Source organism: Cohnella faecalis (assembly GCF_003570905.1).
Lineage (GTDB): Bacteria > Bacillota > Bacilli > Paenibacillales > Paenibacillaceae > Cohnella > Cohnella faecalis.
This window is the reverse complement of record NZ_QXJM01000021.1, coordinates 1-14,980: the sequence shown is the minus strand read 5'-3', so window position 1 is coordinate 14,980 and position 14,980 is coordinate 1. Positions and strand designations below refer to the sequence as shown.

The window sequence follows — 14,980 nt, the reverse complement described above, 5'->3', positions numbered from 1 at the left end:
ATGCCGGTGACAGGAAGGCTGTTCGATCGGTTTGGAGCGAAGTGGCCTGTCCATTATCGGTATGGCTATTACGATCGTAAACCACAATCGGCTTCGTTAATCTGACCGATTCCACCAGCTATACGTATTTGGTTCTGATGTCCACAGGACGACGCTTCGGGATGGCCATGTTTCTGATGCCAATTACAACTGCCGGCCCTGAACCAACTGCCTTCAAGACTGAATGAGCATGGTACAGCCATTTCCAACACCATCAAGCAGGTAGCCGGCGCAATAGGCACCTCTCTTCTGGTCACTGTTATGACGAGCAGCACCAAAACTCATCTTACGGATATGATGGCGGCAGGCGGCTCAGGGGAGCTTTCTAAGGAGCAAATGATGATGGAGGCGTCTATTCAAGGTATTAATGATTCGTATCTTGTCATTATTGGAATCGGAATTGTCGGTCTGGTGCTTTCCTTCTTCATTAAACGTGCAGGGCAGGCCAAGGAAGCGGAAGAACCGGGAATAGCCCTGAAGCGAACAACAGTCAGCGAGACATAGGAATTAGAAGCTCCGCCGGAACCAACAAAGGGCACCCAGCCGGGTGCCCTATTTTCTCAATCACTACCCTATTTCAGCGTCAAAACAACAAATTCGCCAAAAGAGTGGGATGGCGTCCCATTGTTGAGCGTCTACACAACAAGTTCGCCCAAAGAGTGGGACGGCGTCCCATTGTTGAGTGTCAAAACAACAAATTCGCCAAAAGAATGGGATGGCGTCCCATTGTTGAGTGTCTACACAACAAGTTCGCCCAAAGAGTGGGATGGCGTCCCATTGTTGAGCGTCTAGACAACAAGTTCGCCCAAAGAGTGGGATGGCGTCCCATTGTTGAGTGTCAAAACAACAAATTCGCCAAAAGAGTGGGATGGCGTCCCATTGTTGAGCGTCTACACAACAAGTTCGCCCAAAGAGTGGGACGGCGTCCCATTGTTGAGTGTCAAAACAACAAGTTCGCCAAAAGAGTGGATGGCGTCCCATTGTTGAGCGTCTAGACAACAAGTTCGCCCAAAGAGTGGGATGGCGTCCCATTGTTGAGCGTCTAGACAACAAGTTTGCCAAAAGAGTGGGATGGCGTCCTATTGTTGAGCGTCAAAACAACAAATTCGCCGAAAGAGTGGGACGGCGTCCTATTGTTGAGCGTCAAAACAACAAGTTCGCCAAAAGAATGGGATGGCGTCCCATTGTTGAGCGTCTACACAACAAGTTCGCCAAAAGAGTGGGATGGCGTCCTATTGCTACACGACCATAATGGCAGCCTGTCTACGACAAAAACGCCATTCTCCGTCCAGAGGACGCTTAATTAGCGATAATTTTATAAGGGTAATCCTTAAAAATAAGCTCCCCTTTAGTAACAGCTCCTTCAATTTCAACCTCCGTCTTGTATATTTTCGCTTCTTTGTTTGAGCCCAACCAAATTCGGTTATGCGCAGTTAAAATAAACAAGCCATCCTCATCGCCAACTGCAGCGAAAGAACAATCATTATTATTCTTATATCCATCAATCGAGAAGCGGGACCTCAGCAGCTCTCTTGTAGAAGGAACGTCACTGACAACAAGACCTATTTCGCTAATATTTAGAAGGCTGTTGCTGGTAAATGGGGAAGTTGACGAATAATTCAGGTTATGTCTAGCTATGAACTCAACAATATTTCCTGCATAGTCATAAAAATAGATGGAAGTTGAGTTCCATGTTGTTGAAATCAGTTGATACTTATTTTGCGGTAATAAATTTAACGATATTCCCCTTGAACTTAACCATACTATGGATTCGGCCACTCTATTTCCGGGAACGTCGAATGCGAAATGATATACGGGGCTTTCGTCTGCATGGGTTGATCTTTCGAAAGTCAAACGAGAATGCCCAACTCTAATGGTAAAAGTATCGATACAATCGTCTAATATAGGCAGCCCCATAATTTGAGTATAAAATAATTTCTGTTGCTCCAGATTTGCAGCAAGCAGCTTTACGCTTTTTAATCTCAAGGAGTTCACCCCTCGTCGTCGAGTATAATAGAAGGATATTCCACAATAATATTCCAGATCCTGCTGCATACTAGTATAGTTCGAAATCGAGGTGTAATAAATGTATGGTATACAAACAGAACAGGATATTATGGATTTGATTAAAAAAGACGAATGGATGATGGACTTGCTTAGGGCGGTACAATCTCTGAGTTTGCCTGACTGTTGGGTCTGTGCGGGCTTTGTACGTTCGAAGGTTTGGGATGCTCTGCATGGATTTGAAAAAAGAACACCGCTTCAAGATGTTGATGTCGTTTACTTTGATGCTGATAATACGGATTGGATGGATGAAAAGAATATGGAACAATCCTTGCGGACTATCAAACCAGATGTTCCATGGTCAGTTAAAAATCAAGCCAGGATGCACATAAGGAATGGAGACAGCCCCTATAGATCGTCAACAGAAGCTATTTCTAAATTTACTGAGACGGCTACCGCTGTGGGAGTTCATTTAGACAGCGAGGATAATTTGGTCTTAACTGCTCCCAGCGGGATAGAAGATCTGATTCATTTGGTTGTGAGACCTACGCAGTACATCATTGATAATGTGGATGCAAAGGGAAAGGCATACGAAGAAAGAGTGATGAAAAAGAAGTGGGAAGCGCAATGGTATAAGTTAACAATCGTTCACGTACTTTGAATAGTTCATCCTGTTGAATGGGGAGGTGTCCTGAGGATGCGCAGCGGCTATCAGCCTATTCAGTCGCCCAGGTTTCAGAGGAATCTGCAGCACTCCGGTTATAAGTACCGGGAATATGCTCCGTCGGAAAGCTTGGCTTCGCATGTCGCTTGCTATTGGACGATGGATTTTCATGCAGGCGATGGGAATCAAGTGCATCGAATCCTGCCGGATGGCTGCGTGGACATCATTATCGACCTCCGGTCGCCTTCTTGCCGAAAGGCCGCCTTTGTCGCAGGGCTGATGGCTCAGTATGAAGTCATGACTCTTACCGAAGCCCAATCCTCATTCGGCATCCGCTTTTTTATCGAATCGGCGCAGACTGTCTTGAAGTTCCCCGTCTCCGCCTTTATCGGAAGCCCGATCTTTCTGGAGGATATTTGGGGAGAGGAAGGGCTGTTCATAGTCGAAGAGATTCTCGCGGCGGATACAGCCTCCGAGATCGTTGAAATCGTTGAACGCAGACTGAACCTTTTGTTTTCATGCAACGTCGTTTCATCCAGTTCTTTGTTGCACGCCAGCATGCAATATATGTACGCATTCAAGGGTAGTATTTCACCCTCGGAGTTGGCGGAAAAGCTTAGCTTTAGCGAACGGCATCTAAGAAGAATCTTTGACCGGGAATTGGGGATGAGCCCGAAGGAGATGCTAGGGATCGTTCGATTTCAAAGCATGCTGCAGGAGCTTCACAGCGGCGTCCATTCAAGCTTTACGGATATTGCTATGAAGTACGGCTACTACGATCAATCGCATTTTATAAAAAGCTTCAAGCGCTATTACGGGCTGCTGCCCAAGCAGTTGGGGAAAATCGACGGTTGAAGTCCGTTTTTTACTATATATGACGGCAACGGAAAGGTTATTGTAGTGATAGAATGTCTCTCTGAACAAGCCAAACCTCACTATAGGAGCTGAGAATCATGGGAATTAAATTCGATATGATCGGAATTGTCGTGAAGGACATGAGAAAAGCGTTGGATTTCTACCGCGTCCTGGGCTTGGAAATACCGGAGAGCGCCAACGATGCCCCGCACGTCGAGGTTGCGCAAGACGGCTTCAGACTCGCTTTTGACTCGCAGGAAATGATCAAAGACATTTATGGCGGATGGGAAGAGCCCGCCGGGCATCGAATCGAGCTGGCATTCCTATGCGATAGCCGCGAAGCGGTGGACGAGCTGTTCAATCGAATAACGGAGCGCGGATATCGCGGTCATCGCGAGCCATGGGATGCTTTCTGGGGTCAACGTTACGCGATCGTGGAGGATCCCGACGGCAATTTGATAAGTCTCTTTGCTTAGATGCGGCTCATAGAAAAGAAGCCGGTTTTCTTCAAACGAAGGAAATCGGCTTCTTTTGCATTTCGGCTCGGCTGTCCGGAATAACGAAGGATACGGTTGTTCCTTCATCCGGCTTGCTGCGAATGGACAAGCCTTGACCGTACAATTGCGTCAATCGCCGGTTCGTATTGGACAGCCCGATTCCGCCCTTGCCCTTCATGGTCGCACTGAGCAGTTGAACTACCTGATCTTGTTCCATCCCCTTGCCGTCGTCTTTGACTTCAATAAGCGTGAAGCCATCTTGGCGAATAACCCGAAGCTTAACCGTACCGCCTTTGCTCCGGCTAAGAAGACCGTGCTTGACGGCATTCTCAATGAGCGGCTGGATCGAAAGCGGAGGGAGCAGCAAGCCAATATCGGGTTCAACCTCCCATACGATGGACAGCCTGTCCTCGAAACGCGCTTTTTCAATGTACAAATAGGCTTCGACAAGCTCCAGCTCGTGGGAAAGCTCGACCAATTCCCCCGTGTTGAGAAAATGAAAGCTAATCCGCAAAAAGGACGTAAAGGCATCGCCCAGTTGACGCATCTTCTTCGTGTCAATATCGCTTAGCGCCATAATGGAATTAAGCGTGTTGAATAGAAAATGAGGATGGATTTGCGCTTGCAAATAGGCGGCTTCCATGCGCAGACGCTCATCCATGGATTGCTTCATCGCGGTCAACGCCCTGATTCGGTATTGCAGCTCCATGGCGTCGACGGGCTTGGTCACATAATCATTGGCTCCCGACAGAAATCCGGCGTAGATGTCGGCGGGCTGACTGCGCGCGGTCAGCAGCAAGACCGGGAGCTCCGATACAGAGTAGTGCTTCCGTACTCTATGCGTCAGCTCGTAGCCGGACATGTGCGGCATCATGACATCGGCAATCAGCAGATCCCAGGATTGGGTGCCGAGCAAATCCAGAGCCTCGCGAGCCGAACCGGCTGTCGTGATCGTATATGGCCCCGACGACAGGATTCCAACGAGTACGTTCAGATTGACGGGGTCGTCATCGACGGCAAGGATATTCACCTTCCCCGTATTCAACAATGGAGGGGCAAGCGAGGCTGCTGCGGCCAATTCGCCGATGGCTGCGTATGAGAAAATCGAGCCTACTGGCTCGTTCTCCATTCCGTTCGCTAACTGGCGGTGCTGAAGAGGCGGCTGCGACAATGGGAAGCTGGACGAGGCAGCTAATGGCAGTTCGAAACTGAACACGGAGCCCATACCCGGTTCCGAGCGAACGGTCAGGGTGCCGCCGTGCAATTCGATCAATTGTTTGCAAATGCTCAAGCCAAGTCCGATTCCTCTTCCATCGCTTATGCCGTAAGATCCTTGCTCATAAGGGAGAAATATACGTTCCTGCGTCTCGTCGTCCATGCCGACTCCGGTGTCGGAAATATGGATGATGGCGTGCCCGTTCCGCGTCTCGGCGGAGATGGAAATCGTTCCTTCTTCGGTGTATTTGAGGGCGTTATGCAATAAGTTATATAAAATCTGCACAAGCCTTTTCTCATCGGCCATTACCGGCGGCAGCGACTCCGCAATGTCCATATTCAGTTGGATAGGCTTGCTTTCCATCATATACTTCAGCATGCCGATGACACCGGGAACGGTCGATTGAATCTGCAAGGGCTCTTGCTGCAGCACGATGCGATGCTCCTGGAGGCGGGCGACATCGAGAAGATCGCCAAGCATATGAGACATACGGCGGCTTATCGTTATAAGCAGCTCCATATCCTTGAGGCTGCGCTCGTTCAGCATCTCTTTTTCTTTGGCGACAACGTTCTGGGCGATATTCATGATGCCGTGCAGCGGCGTTCTCAGCTCATGCGACGTATTGGCGAGAAATTGGTCCTTCAGCTTATCCGCCTTTTGGAGCTGTTCGTTCAGCTTGGCGTTTTCACTGGCATTGCGGAAATATTTTTTAAACCAGTAGGTCGAAAATCCGACAATGGCTGCAATGATATCGATTGGGTAATAAACGGCGGTAACCTCTCTAATGATAGAATCCCATAAGCTCCAGAGAAAGTTACACATAATGCCCGCAGCTGACAGCATCAAGAAGACGCTATCGTTGTCGGTTTGCTTCTTGAAGATCATCGTTCCTACTATATAAATAAACCAGGCAAAAGGAAACAAGTAGAAAACCGTAAATATTCCCAGATGGAACATTCCATTTACCAGCGGAGCGGGTGCAACAAGCAGCAGGCCTGAAAAAGCAATGAGCGACACCGTGTAAATTCGCAGCAAGTTGTTTTTCGGAGGCGCCGAAGAGAACCTTCTGAAAACAAGAAGAATAAAAAAGGTTTGCCACAGAAGGGACAGCAGCCTGATCTTTAGCGCCCACGTGTAATTGATCGGCAGCCATAGCATGAGCAGGTTGTCATGACCGGCCACAACGGATACCCCGACCGCCAGCGTCAACAGAACGACAAAGAGCAAAGTCCGTTCTCCGGGTTGAATAAGCAGAGGATAGAAGCGTACAAACCGTGAAGCAGCAAAATAACAAAACGATACCAGTTGAAAGCCGATAGAGTACCAGCGCACGTAGTCAATCGCTGCCTGAGAGCCAAAGCGAATAGGGCTCAGAATGCCGCCTTTATAAGGATCGTCGAAATTGGCCACTCGAATAAGCAATTCAATCTCGGTCGCGCCTTCAACGGAGTGGGAAGCGCGTGTAAGAGATGTTTTTGGGCTTGTACTCGTTGGCGGCTGCGGCAGGTTCGCCGGTCTGGGCTGCGGCCAATCCGTTAATTTCCACGGAGGATGAGGCCTGTATGCCTTGAAGCCAGAATGCGATAGGCTGGTCCGGCGGTTCGATTAGAATGCGCAGCTGATAGTGCCGTACCCGTACGAGGAACCCGAGTCTTCGGCCTGCGCGCCGCTCCAGTCTCCCGGAACCTGGATATTACGGGCTTGATCCGCCGCCAGCGGCGTATCCCGATGGGTCAATAATTTTCCGGGGTAGAACTTCCATTCGCCATTCAGCGCAACAGTGGGGATTCATCCAAGTCCCAGCCGCGCATGTCGAGTACGCCGGCGACTGCGCCCGGATGCTCCGCAGTAGAAAAAACCTCGGACCAAGCCCAACGGAGGCCGAGGAGAGCGCTAAGAAATAGCAGAATGACAGCTATATTTTGGAGTGAGGTCTTATTTTTTGTTAGCATCATATTAAGAGTTTCGACATAAGCCGCGTGTATTCCCTGCTGTTAATAAAAAATAAATAATTCGCTATTATACTGGGATTAATATGAGGGCAGGCAGCAAATCCCTATTCATATCAGGAGGCTGTTATGAGCAGAAACAAAAAAGTTTGGATTCCGGCTATGATCGCGGCGGCGATCGCTGCACTTCTCGTCGTCTATTATTATTGGACATCCGCGCATGGAGGGGAGAGGTTCGCCCGCGCCCGCTGGCAGGGGAGGGACATCGTCCGCCGGAAGATGGAAACGAACGCTATGGAGGCTATTTCACGACTTTAGGTACGATTGCCCTCTATTTCGGAGCGGCTGGTTTCTCCTGGTTCTGGTTCAAGAAGAAGCTTGCCAGCTTGCCTTACCAACCTCGACGGCGACCTTAGCTTCTTCTTGAACCAGAACCAGGAGAAACCAGCCGCTCCGAAATAGAGGGCAATCGTACCTAAAGTCGTGAAATAGCCTCCATAGCGTTCGTTTCCATCTTCCGGCGGACGATGTCCCTCCCCTGCCAGCGGGCGCGGGCGAACCTCTCCCCCTCCATGCGCGGATGTCCAATAATAATAGACGACGAGAAGTGCAGCGATCGCCGCCGCGATCATAGCCGGAATCCAAACTTTTTTGTTTCTGCTCATAACAGCCTCCTGATATGAATAGGGATTTGCTGCCTGCCCTCATATTAATCCCAGTATAATAGCGAATTATTTATTTTTATTAACAGCAGGGAATACACGCGGCTTATGTCGAAATCTTAATATGATGCTAACAAAAAATAAGACCTCACTCCAAAATATAGCTGTCATTCTGCTATTTCTTAGCGCTCTCCTCGGCCTCCGTGTTGGGCTTGGTCCGAGGTTTTTTCTACTGCGGAGCATCCGGGCGCAGTCGCCGGCGTACTCGACATGCGCGGCTGGGACTTGGATGAATCCCCCACTGTTGCGCTGAATGGCGAATGGAAGTTCTACCCCGGAAAATTATTGACCCATCGGGATACGCCGCTGGCGGCGGATCAAGCCCGTAATATCCAGGTTCGGGAGACTGGAGCGGCGCGCAGGGCCGAAGACTCGGGTTCCTCGTACGGGTACGGCACCTATCAGCTGCGCATTCTAATCGAACCGCCGGACCAAGCCTATCGCATTCTGGCTTCAAGGCATACAGGCCTCATCCTCCGTGGAAATTAACGGATTGGCCGCAGCCCAGACCGGCGAACCTGCCGCAGCCGCCAACGAGTACAAGCCCAAAAACATCTCTTACACCGCTTCCCACTCCGTTGAAGGCGCGACCGAGATTGAATTGCTTATTCGAGTGGCCAATTTCGACGATCCTTATAAAGGCGGCATTCTGAGCCCTATTCGCTTTGGCTCTCAGGCAGCGATTGACTACGTGCGCTGGTACTCTATCGGCTTTCAACTGGTATCGTTTGTTATTTTGCTGCTTCACGGTTTGTACGCTTCTATCCTCTGCTTATTCAACCCCGGAGAACGGACTTTGCTCTTTGTCGTTCTGTTGACGCTGGCGGTCGGGGTATCCGTTGTGGCCGGTCATGACAACCTGCTCATGCTATGGCTGCCGATCAATTACACGTGGCGCTAAAGATCAGGCTGCTGTCCCTTCTGTGGCAAACCTTTTTTATTCTTCTTGTTTTCAGAAGGTTCTCTTCGGCGCCTCCGAAAAACAACTTGCTGCGAATTTACACGGTGTCGCTCATTGCTTTTTCAGGCCTGCTGCTTGTTGCACCCGCTCCGCTGGTAAATGGAATGTTCCATCTGGAATATTTACGGTTTTCTACTTGTTTCCTTTTGCCTGTTTATTTATATAGTAGGAACGATGATCTTCAAGAAGCAAACCGACAACGATAGCGTCTTCTTGATGCTGTCAGCTGCGGGCATTATGTGTAACTTTCTCTGGAGCTTATGGGATTCTATCATTAGAGAGGTTACCGCCGTTTATTACCCAATCGATATCATTGCAGCCATTGTCGGATTTTCGACCTACTGGTTTAAAAAATATTTCCGCAATGCCAGTGAAAACGCCAAGCTGAACGAACAGCTCCAAAAGGCGGATAAGCTGAAGGACCAATTTCTCGCCAATACGTCGCATGAGCTGAGAACGCCGCTGCACGGCATCATGAATATCGCCCAGAACGTTGTCGCCAAAGAAAAAGAGATGCTGAACGAGCGCAGCCTCAAGGATATGGAGCTGCTTATAACGATAAGCCGCCGTATGTCTCATATGCTTGGCGATCTTCTCGATGTCGCCCGCCTCCAGGAGCATCGCATCGTGCTGCAGCAAGAGCCCTTGCAGATTCAATCGACCGTTCCCGTGTCATCGGCATGCTGAAGTATATGATGGAAAGCAAGCCTATCCAACTGAATATGGACATTGCGGAGTCGCTGCGCCGGTAATGGCCGATGAGAAAAGGCTTGTGCAGATTTTATATAACTTATTGCATAACGCCCTCAAAATACACCGAAGAAGGAACGATTTCCATCTCCGCCGAGACGCGGAACGGGCACGCCATCATCCATATTCCGACACCGGAGTCGGCATGGACGACGAGACGCAGGAACGTATATTTCTCCCTTATGAGCAAGGATCTTACGGCATAAGCGATGGAAGAGGAATCGGACTTGGCTTGAGCATTTGCAAACAATTGATCGAATTGCACGGCGGCACCCTGACCGTTCGCTCGGAACCGGGTATGGGCTCCGTGTTCAGTTTCGAACTGCCATTAGCTGCCTCGTCCAGCTTCCCATTGTCGCAGCCGCCTCTTCAGCACCGCCAGTTAGCGAACGGAATGGAGAACGAGCCAGTAGGCTCGATTTTCTCATACGCAGCCATCGGCGAATGGGCCGCAGCAGCCTCGCTTGCCCCTCCATTGTTGAATACGGGAAGGTGAATATCCTTGCCGTCGATGACGACCCCGTCAATCTGAACGTACTCGTTGGAATCCTGTCGTCGGGGCCATATACGATCACGACAGCCGGTTCGGCTCGCGAGGCTCTGGATTTGCTCGGCACCCAATCCTGGATCTGCTGATTGCCGATGTCATGATGCCGCACATGTCCGGCTACGAGCTGACGCATAGAGTACGGAAAGCACTACTCTGTATCGGAGCTCCCGGTCTTGCTGCTGACCGCGCGCAGTCAGCCGCCGACATCTACGCCGGATTTCTGTCGGGAGCCAATGATTATGTGACCAAGCCCGTCGACGCCATGGAGCTGCAATACCGAATCAGGGCGTTGACCGCGATGAAGCAATCCATGGATGAGCGTCTGCGCATGGAAGCCGCCTATTTGCAAGCGCAAATCCATCCTCATTTTCTATTCAACACGCTTAATTCCATTATGGCGCTAAGCGATATTGACACGAAGAAGATGCGTCAACTGGGCGATGCCTTTACGTCCTTTTTGCGGATTAGCTTTCATTTTCTCAACACGGGGGAATTGGTCGAGCTTTCCCACGAGCTGGAGCTTGTCGAAGCCTATTTGTACATTGAAAAAGCGCGTTTCGAGGACAGGCTGTCCATCGTATGGGAGGTTGAACCCGATATTGCTTGCTGCTCCCTCCGCTTTCGATCCAGCCGCTCATTGAGAATGCCGTCAAGCACGGTCTTCTTAGCCGGAGCAAAGGCGGTACGGTTAAGCTTCGGGTTATTCGCCAAGATGGCTTCACGCTTATTGAAGTCAAAGACGACGGCAAGGGGATGGAACAAGATCAGGTAGTTCAACTGCTCAGTGCGACCATGAAGGGCAAGGGCGGAATCGGGCTGTCCAATACGAACCGGCGATTGACGCAATTGTACGGTCAAGGCTTGTCCATTCGCAGCAAGCCGGATGAAGGAACAACCGTATATCTTCGTTATTCCGGACAGCCGAGCCGAAATGCAAAAGAAGCCGATTTCCTTCGTTTGAAGAAAACCGGCTTCTTTTCTATGAGCCGCATCTAAGCAAAGAGACTTATCAAATTGCCGTCGGGATCCTCCACGATCGCGTAACGTTGACCCCAGAAAGCATCCCATGGCTCGCGATGACCGCGATATCCGCGCTCCGTTATTCGATTGAACAGCTCGTCCACCGCTTCGCGGCTATCGCATAGGAATGCCAGCTCGATTCGATGCCCGGCGGGCTCTTCCCATCCGCCATAAATGTCTTTGATCATTTCCTGCGAGTCAAAAGCGAGTCTGAAGCCGTCTTGCGCAACCTCGACGTGCGGGGCATCGTTGGCGCTCTCCGGTATTTCCAAGCCCAGGACGCGGTAGAAATCCAACGCTTTTCTCATGTCCTTCACGACAATTCCGATCATATCGAATTTAATTCCCATGATTTCTCAGCTCCTATAGTGAGTTTGGCTTGTTCAGAGAGACATTCTATCACTACAATAACCTTTCCGTTGCCGTCATATATAGTAAAAAACGGACTTCAACCGTCGATTTCCCCAACTGCTTGGGGCAGCCCGTAATAGCGCTTGAAGCTTTTATAAAATGCGATTGATCGTAGTAGCCGTACTTCATAGCAATATCCGTAAAGCTTGAATGGACGCCGCTGTGAAGCTCCTGCAGCATGCTTTGAAATCGAACGATCCCTAGCATCTCCTTCGGGCTCATCCCCAATTCCCGGTCAAAGATTCTTCTTAGATGCCGTTCGCTAAAGCTAAGCTTTTCCGCCAACTCCGAGGGTGAAATACTACCCTTGAATGCGTACATATATTGCATGCTGGCGTGCAACAAAGAACTGGATGAAACGACGTTGCATGAAAACAAAAGGTTCAGTCTGCGTTCAACGATTTCAACGATCTCGGAGGCTGTATCCGCCGCGAGAATCTCTTCGACTATGAACAGCCCTTCCTCTCCCCAAATATCCTCCAGAAAGATCGGGCTTCCGATAAAGGCGGAGACGGGGAACTTCAAGACAGTCTGCGCCGATTCGATAAAAAAGCGGATGCCGAATGAGGATTGGGCTTCGGTAAGAGTCATGACTTCATACTGAGCCATCAGCCCTGCGACAAAGGCGGCCTTTCGGCAAGAAGGCGACCGGAGGTCGATAATGATGTCCACGCAGCCATCCGGCAGGATTCGATGCACTTGATTCCCATCGCCTGCATGAAAATCCATCGTCCAATAGCAAGCGACATGCGAAGCCAAGCTTTCCGACGGAGCATATTCCCGGTACTTATAACCGGAGTGCTGCAGATTCCTCTGAAACCTGGGCGACTGAATAGGCTGATAGCCGCTGCGCATCCTCAGGACACCTCCCCATTCAACAGGATGAACTATTCAAAGTACGTGAACGATTGTTAACTTATACCATTGCGCTTCCCACTTCTTTTCATCACTCTTTCTTCGTATGCCTTTCCCTTTGCATCCACATTATCAATGATGTACTGCGTAGGTCTCACAACCAAATGAATCAGATCTTCTATCCCGCTGGGAGCAGTTAAGACCAAATTATCCTCGCTGTCTAAATGAACTCCCACAGCGGTAGCCGTCTCAGTAAATTTAGAAATAGCTTCTGTTGACGATCTATAGGGGCTGTCTCCATTCCTTATGTGCATCCTGGCTTGATTTTTAACTGACCATGGAACATCTGGTTTGATAGTCCGCAAGGATTGTTCCATATTCTTTTCATCCATCCAATCCGTATTATCAGCATCAAAGTAAACGACATCAACATCTTGAAGCGGTGTTCTTTTTTCAAATCCATGCAGAGCATCCCAAACCTTCGAACGTACAAAGCCCGCACAGACCCAACAGTCAGGCAAACTCAGAGATTGTACCGCCCTAAGCAAGTCCATCATCCATTCGTCTTTTTTAATCAAATCCATAATATCCTGTCTGTTTGTATACCATACATTTATTACACCTCGATTTCGAACTATACTAGTATGCAGCAGGATCTGGAATATTATTGTGGAATATCCTTCTATTATACTCGACGACGAGGGGTGAACTCCTTGAGATTAAAAAGCGTAAAGCTGCTTGCTGCAAATCTGGAGCAACAGAAATTATTTTATACTCAAATTATGGGGCTGCCTATATTAGACGATTGTATCGATACTTTTACCATTAGAGTGGGCATTCTCGTTTGACTTTCGAAAGATCAACCCATGCAGACGAAAGCCCCGTATATCATTTCGCATTCGACGTTCCCGGAAATAGAGTGGCCGAATCCATATATATGGTTAAGTTCAAGGGGAATATCGTTAAATTTATTACCGCAAAATAAGTATCAACTGATTTCAACAACATGGAACTCAACTTCCATCTATTTTTATGACTATGCAGGAAATATTGTTGAGTTCATAGCTAGACATAACCTGAATTATTCGTCAACTTCCCCATTTACCAGCAACAGCCTTCTAAATATTAGCGAAATAGGTCTTGTTGTCAGTGACGTTCCTTCTACAAGAGAGCTGCTGAGGTCCCGCTTCTCGATTGATGGATATAAGAATAATAATGATTGTTCTTTCGCTGCAGTTGGCGATGAGGATGGCTTGTTTATTTTAACTGCGCATAACCGAATTTGGTTGGGCTCAAACAAAGAAGCGAAAATATACAAGACGGAGGTTGAAATTGAAGGAGCTGTTACTAAAGGGGAGCTTATTTTTAAGGATTACCCTTATAAAATTATCGCTAATTAAGCGTCCTCTGGACGGAGAATGGCGTTTTTTGTCGTAGACAGGCTGCCATTATGGTCGTGTAGCAATAGGACGCCATCCCACTCTTTTGGCGAACTTGTTGTGTAGACGCTCAACAATGGGACGCCATCCCATTCTTTTGGCGAACTTGTTGTTTTGACGCTCAACAATAGGACGCCGTCCCACTCTTTCGGCGAATTTGTTGTTTTGACGCTCAACAATAGGACGCCATCCCACTCTTTTGGCAAACTTGTTGTCTAGACGCTCAACAATGGGACGCCATCCCACTCTTTGGGCGAACTTGTTGTCTAGACGCTCAACAATGGGACGCCATCCCACTCTTTTGGCGAACTTGTTGTTTTGACACTCAACAATGGGACGCCGTCCCACTCTTTGGGCGAACTTGTTGTGTAGACGCTCAACAATGGGACGCCATCCCACTCTTTTGGCGAATTTGTTGTTTTGACACTCAACAATGGGACGCCATCCCACTCTTTGGGCGAACTTGTTGTCTAGACGCTCAACAATGGGACGCCATCCCACTCTTTGGGCGAACTTGTTGTGTAGACACTCAACAATGGGACGCCATCCCATTCTTTTGGCGAATTGTTGTTTTTGACACTCAACAATGGGACGCCGTCCCACTCTTTGGGCGAACTTGTTGTGTAGACGCTCAACAATGGGACGCCATCCCACTCTTTTGGCGAATTTGTTGTTTTGACGCTGAAATAGGGTAGTGATTGAGAAAATAGGGCACCGGCTGGGTGCCCTTTGTTGGTTCCGGCGGAGCTTCTAATTCCTATGTCTCGCTGACTGTTGTTCGCTTCAGGGCTATTCCCGGTTCTTCCGCTTCCTTGGCCTGCCCTGCACGTTTAATGAAGAAGGAAAGCACCAGACCGACAATTCCGATTCCAATAATGACAAGATACGAATCATTAATACCTTGAATAGACGCCTCCATCATCATTTGCTCCTTAGAAAGCTCCCCTGAGCCGCCTGCCGCCATCATATCCGTAAGATGAGTTTTGTGCTGCTCGTCATAACAGTGACCAGAAGAGAGGTGCCTATTGCGCCGGCTACCTGCTTGATG

The 14,980-nt window shown here is 49.1% G+C and carries 16 protein-coding genes and 4 pseudogenes; 12 read left to right on the top strand and 8 right to left on the bottom strand.

Annotated elements, in window-relative coordinates; translation table 11 throughout:
- A pseudogene (locus D3H35_RS03510) lies at positions 1-543 on the top strand (MFS transporter); the annotation flags it as partial.
- 795 nt (positions 544-1,338) lie between these two features.
- Here the strand turns inward: D3H35_RS03510 and D3H35_RS03505 are convergent.
- The gene (locus tag D3H35_RS03505; RefSeq protein WP_119147782.1) at positions 1,339-2,025 is read right to left on the bottom strand and encodes a VOC family protein; all 687 of its coding nucleotides are present in this window, start codon (positions 2,023-2,025) and stop codon (positions 1,339-1,341) included.
- A gap of 130 nt (positions 2,026-2,155) precedes the next feature.
- Here D3H35_RS03505 and D3H35_RS03500 point away from each other — a divergent pair, with 130 nt between their 5' ends.
- The 3 genes from D3H35_RS03500 (at position 2,156) to D3H35_RS03490 (ending at position 4,038) form a co-directional block, all read left to right on the top strand.
- The gene (locus D3H35_RS03500) at positions 2,156-2,704 is read left to right on the top strand and encodes a nucleotidyltransferase family protein (protein ID WP_233567742.1); all 549 of its coding nucleotides are present in this window, start codon (positions 2,156-2,158) and stop codon (positions 2,702-2,704) included.
- A 36-nt stretch (positions 2,705-2,740) separates the two neighbouring features.
- A complete protein-coding gene (locus D3H35_RS03495) occupies positions 2,741-3,562 on the top strand; it encodes a response regulator transcription factor (protein WP_119147780.1) in 822 nt (273 codons plus the stop codon).
- 98 nt (positions 3,563-3,660) lie between these two features.
- Positions 3,661-4,038 carry a VOC family protein gene (locus D3H35_RS03490; RefSeq protein WP_119147777.1) on the top strand — a complete coding sequence of 126 codons (378 nt, stop codon included), beginning with the start codon at positions 3,661-3,663 and terminating at the stop codon, positions 4,036-4,038.
- 31 nt (positions 4,039-4,069) lie between these two features.
- On the opposite strand, the gene D3H35_RS03485 is transcribed toward D3H35_RS03490, so the two are convergent.
- Positions 4,070-6,697, bottom strand: a complete 2,628-nt coding sequence (locus D3H35_RS03485; protein ID WP_325049995.1) for an ATP-binding response regulator — start codon at positions 6,695-6,697, stop codon at positions 4,070-4,072.
- 656 nt (positions 6,698-7,353) lie between these two features.
- Between D3H35_RS03485 and D3H35_RS03480 the strand changes: the two genes are divergently transcribed.
- On the top strand, positions 7,354-7,542 hold the full coding sequence (locus D3H35_RS03480; RefSeq protein ID WP_119147779.1) for a hypothetical protein: 189 nt from the start codon (positions 7,354-7,356) through the stop codon (positions 7,540-7,542).
- Here D3H35_RS03480 and D3H35_RS03475 read toward each other — a convergent pair.
- The gene (locus D3H35_RS03475) at positions 7,539-7,889 is read right to left on the bottom strand and encodes a hypothetical protein (protein ID WP_119147778.1); all 351 of its coding nucleotides are present in this window, start codon (positions 7,887-7,889) and stop codon (positions 7,539-7,541) included. The genes D3H35_RS03480 and D3H35_RS03475 overlap by 4 nt on opposite strands.
- Before the next feature lie 267 nt (positions 7,890-8,156).
- On the opposite strand from D3H35_RS03475, the gene D3H35_RS31995 reads away from it, so the two are divergent.
- The 4 genes and pseudogenes from D3H35_RS31995 to D3H35_RS34610 all read left to right on the top strand — a co-directional run.
- Positions 8,157-8,435, top strand: coding sequence for a hypothetical protein (locus D3H35_RS31995; RefSeq protein ID WP_233567741.1), 279 nt, complete (start codon positions 8,157-8,159; stop codon positions 8,433-8,435).
- A complete protein-coding gene (locus D3H35_RS31990; RefSeq protein WP_233567740.1) occupies positions 8,425-8,847 on the top strand; it encodes a hypothetical protein in 423 nt (140 codons plus the stop codon). Before D3H35_RS31995 ends, D3H35_RS31990 begins: the two co-directional genes overlap by 11 nt.
- Before the next feature lie 234 nt (positions 8,848-9,081).
- Positions 9,082-9,594, top strand: coding sequence for a sensor histidine kinase (locus D3H35_RS31985; RefSeq protein ID WP_233567739.1), 513 nt, complete (start codon positions 9,082-9,084; stop codon positions 9,592-9,594).
- A pseudogene (locus D3H35_RS34610) lies at positions 9,506-9,931 on the top strand (sensor histidine kinase); the annotation flags it as partial. The gene D3H35_RS31985 and the pseudogene D3H35_RS34610, both read left to right, overlap by 89 nt.
- 95 nt (positions 9,932-10,026) lie before the next feature.
- On the opposite strand, the gene D3H35_RS31975 reads toward D3H35_RS34610, so the two are convergent.
- Positions 10,027-10,278 (bottom strand): hypothetical protein, encoded by a 252-nt coding sequence (locus tag D3H35_RS31975; RefSeq protein WP_233567737.1) that lies wholly within the window; start codon positions 10,276-10,278, stop codon positions 10,027-10,029.
- 26 nt (positions 10,279-10,304) lie between these two features.
- On the opposite strand from D3H35_RS31975, the pseudogene D3H35_RS31970 reads away from it, so the two are divergent.
- Together D3H35_RS31970 and D3H35_RS31965 are read left to right on the top strand one after the other, a co-directional pair.
- Positions 10,305-10,718: pseudogene (locus tag D3H35_RS31970) on the top strand (histidine kinase); the annotation flags it as partial.
- 92 nt (positions 10,719-10,810) lie between these two features.
- On the top strand, positions 10,811-11,203 hold the full coding sequence (locus D3H35_RS31965; RefSeq protein ID WP_233567736.1) for a sensor histidine kinase: 393 nt from the start codon (positions 10,811-10,813) through the stop codon (positions 11,201-11,203).
- Here D3H35_RS31965 and D3H35_RS03460 read toward each other — a convergent pair.
- Genes D3H35_RS03460 through D3H35_RS03450 form a run of 3 tightly spaced genes read right to left on the bottom strand, consistent with a single transcriptional unit; the run spans position 11,200 to position 13,071 of the window.
- Entirely contained in the window at positions 11,200-11,577 is a 378-nt protein-coding gene (locus D3H35_RS03460) for a VOC family protein (RefSeq protein WP_119147777.1), read from the bottom strand. The genes D3H35_RS31965 and D3H35_RS03460 overlap by 4 nt on opposite strands.
- Before the next feature lie 52 nt (positions 11,578-11,629).
- Complete coding sequence (locus tag D3H35_RS03455) at positions 11,630-12,493, bottom strand: helix-turn-helix transcriptional regulator (protein ID WP_119147776.1); 864 nt, start codon at positions 12,491-12,493, stop codon at positions 11,630-11,632.
- A gap of 56 nt (positions 12,494-12,549) precedes the next feature.
- On the bottom strand, positions 12,550-13,071 hold the full coding sequence (locus D3H35_RS03450; protein WP_325049994.1) for a nucleotidyltransferase family protein: 522 nt from the start codon (positions 13,069-13,071) through the stop codon (positions 12,550-12,552).
- A gap of 288 nt (positions 13,072-13,359) precedes the next feature.
- Here D3H35_RS03450 and D3H35_RS03445 point away from each other — a divergent pair, with 288 nt between their 5' ends.
- On the top strand, positions 13,360-13,893 hold the full coding sequence (locus D3H35_RS03445) for a hypothetical protein (RefSeq protein WP_119147775.1): 534 nt from the start codon (positions 13,360-13,362) through the stop codon (positions 13,891-13,893).
- A 796-nt stretch (positions 13,894-14,689) separates the two neighbouring features.
- Here the strand turns inward: D3H35_RS03445 and D3H35_RS03435 are convergent.
- Positions 14,690-14,980: pseudogene (locus D3H35_RS03435) on the bottom strand (hypothetical protein); the annotation flags it as partial.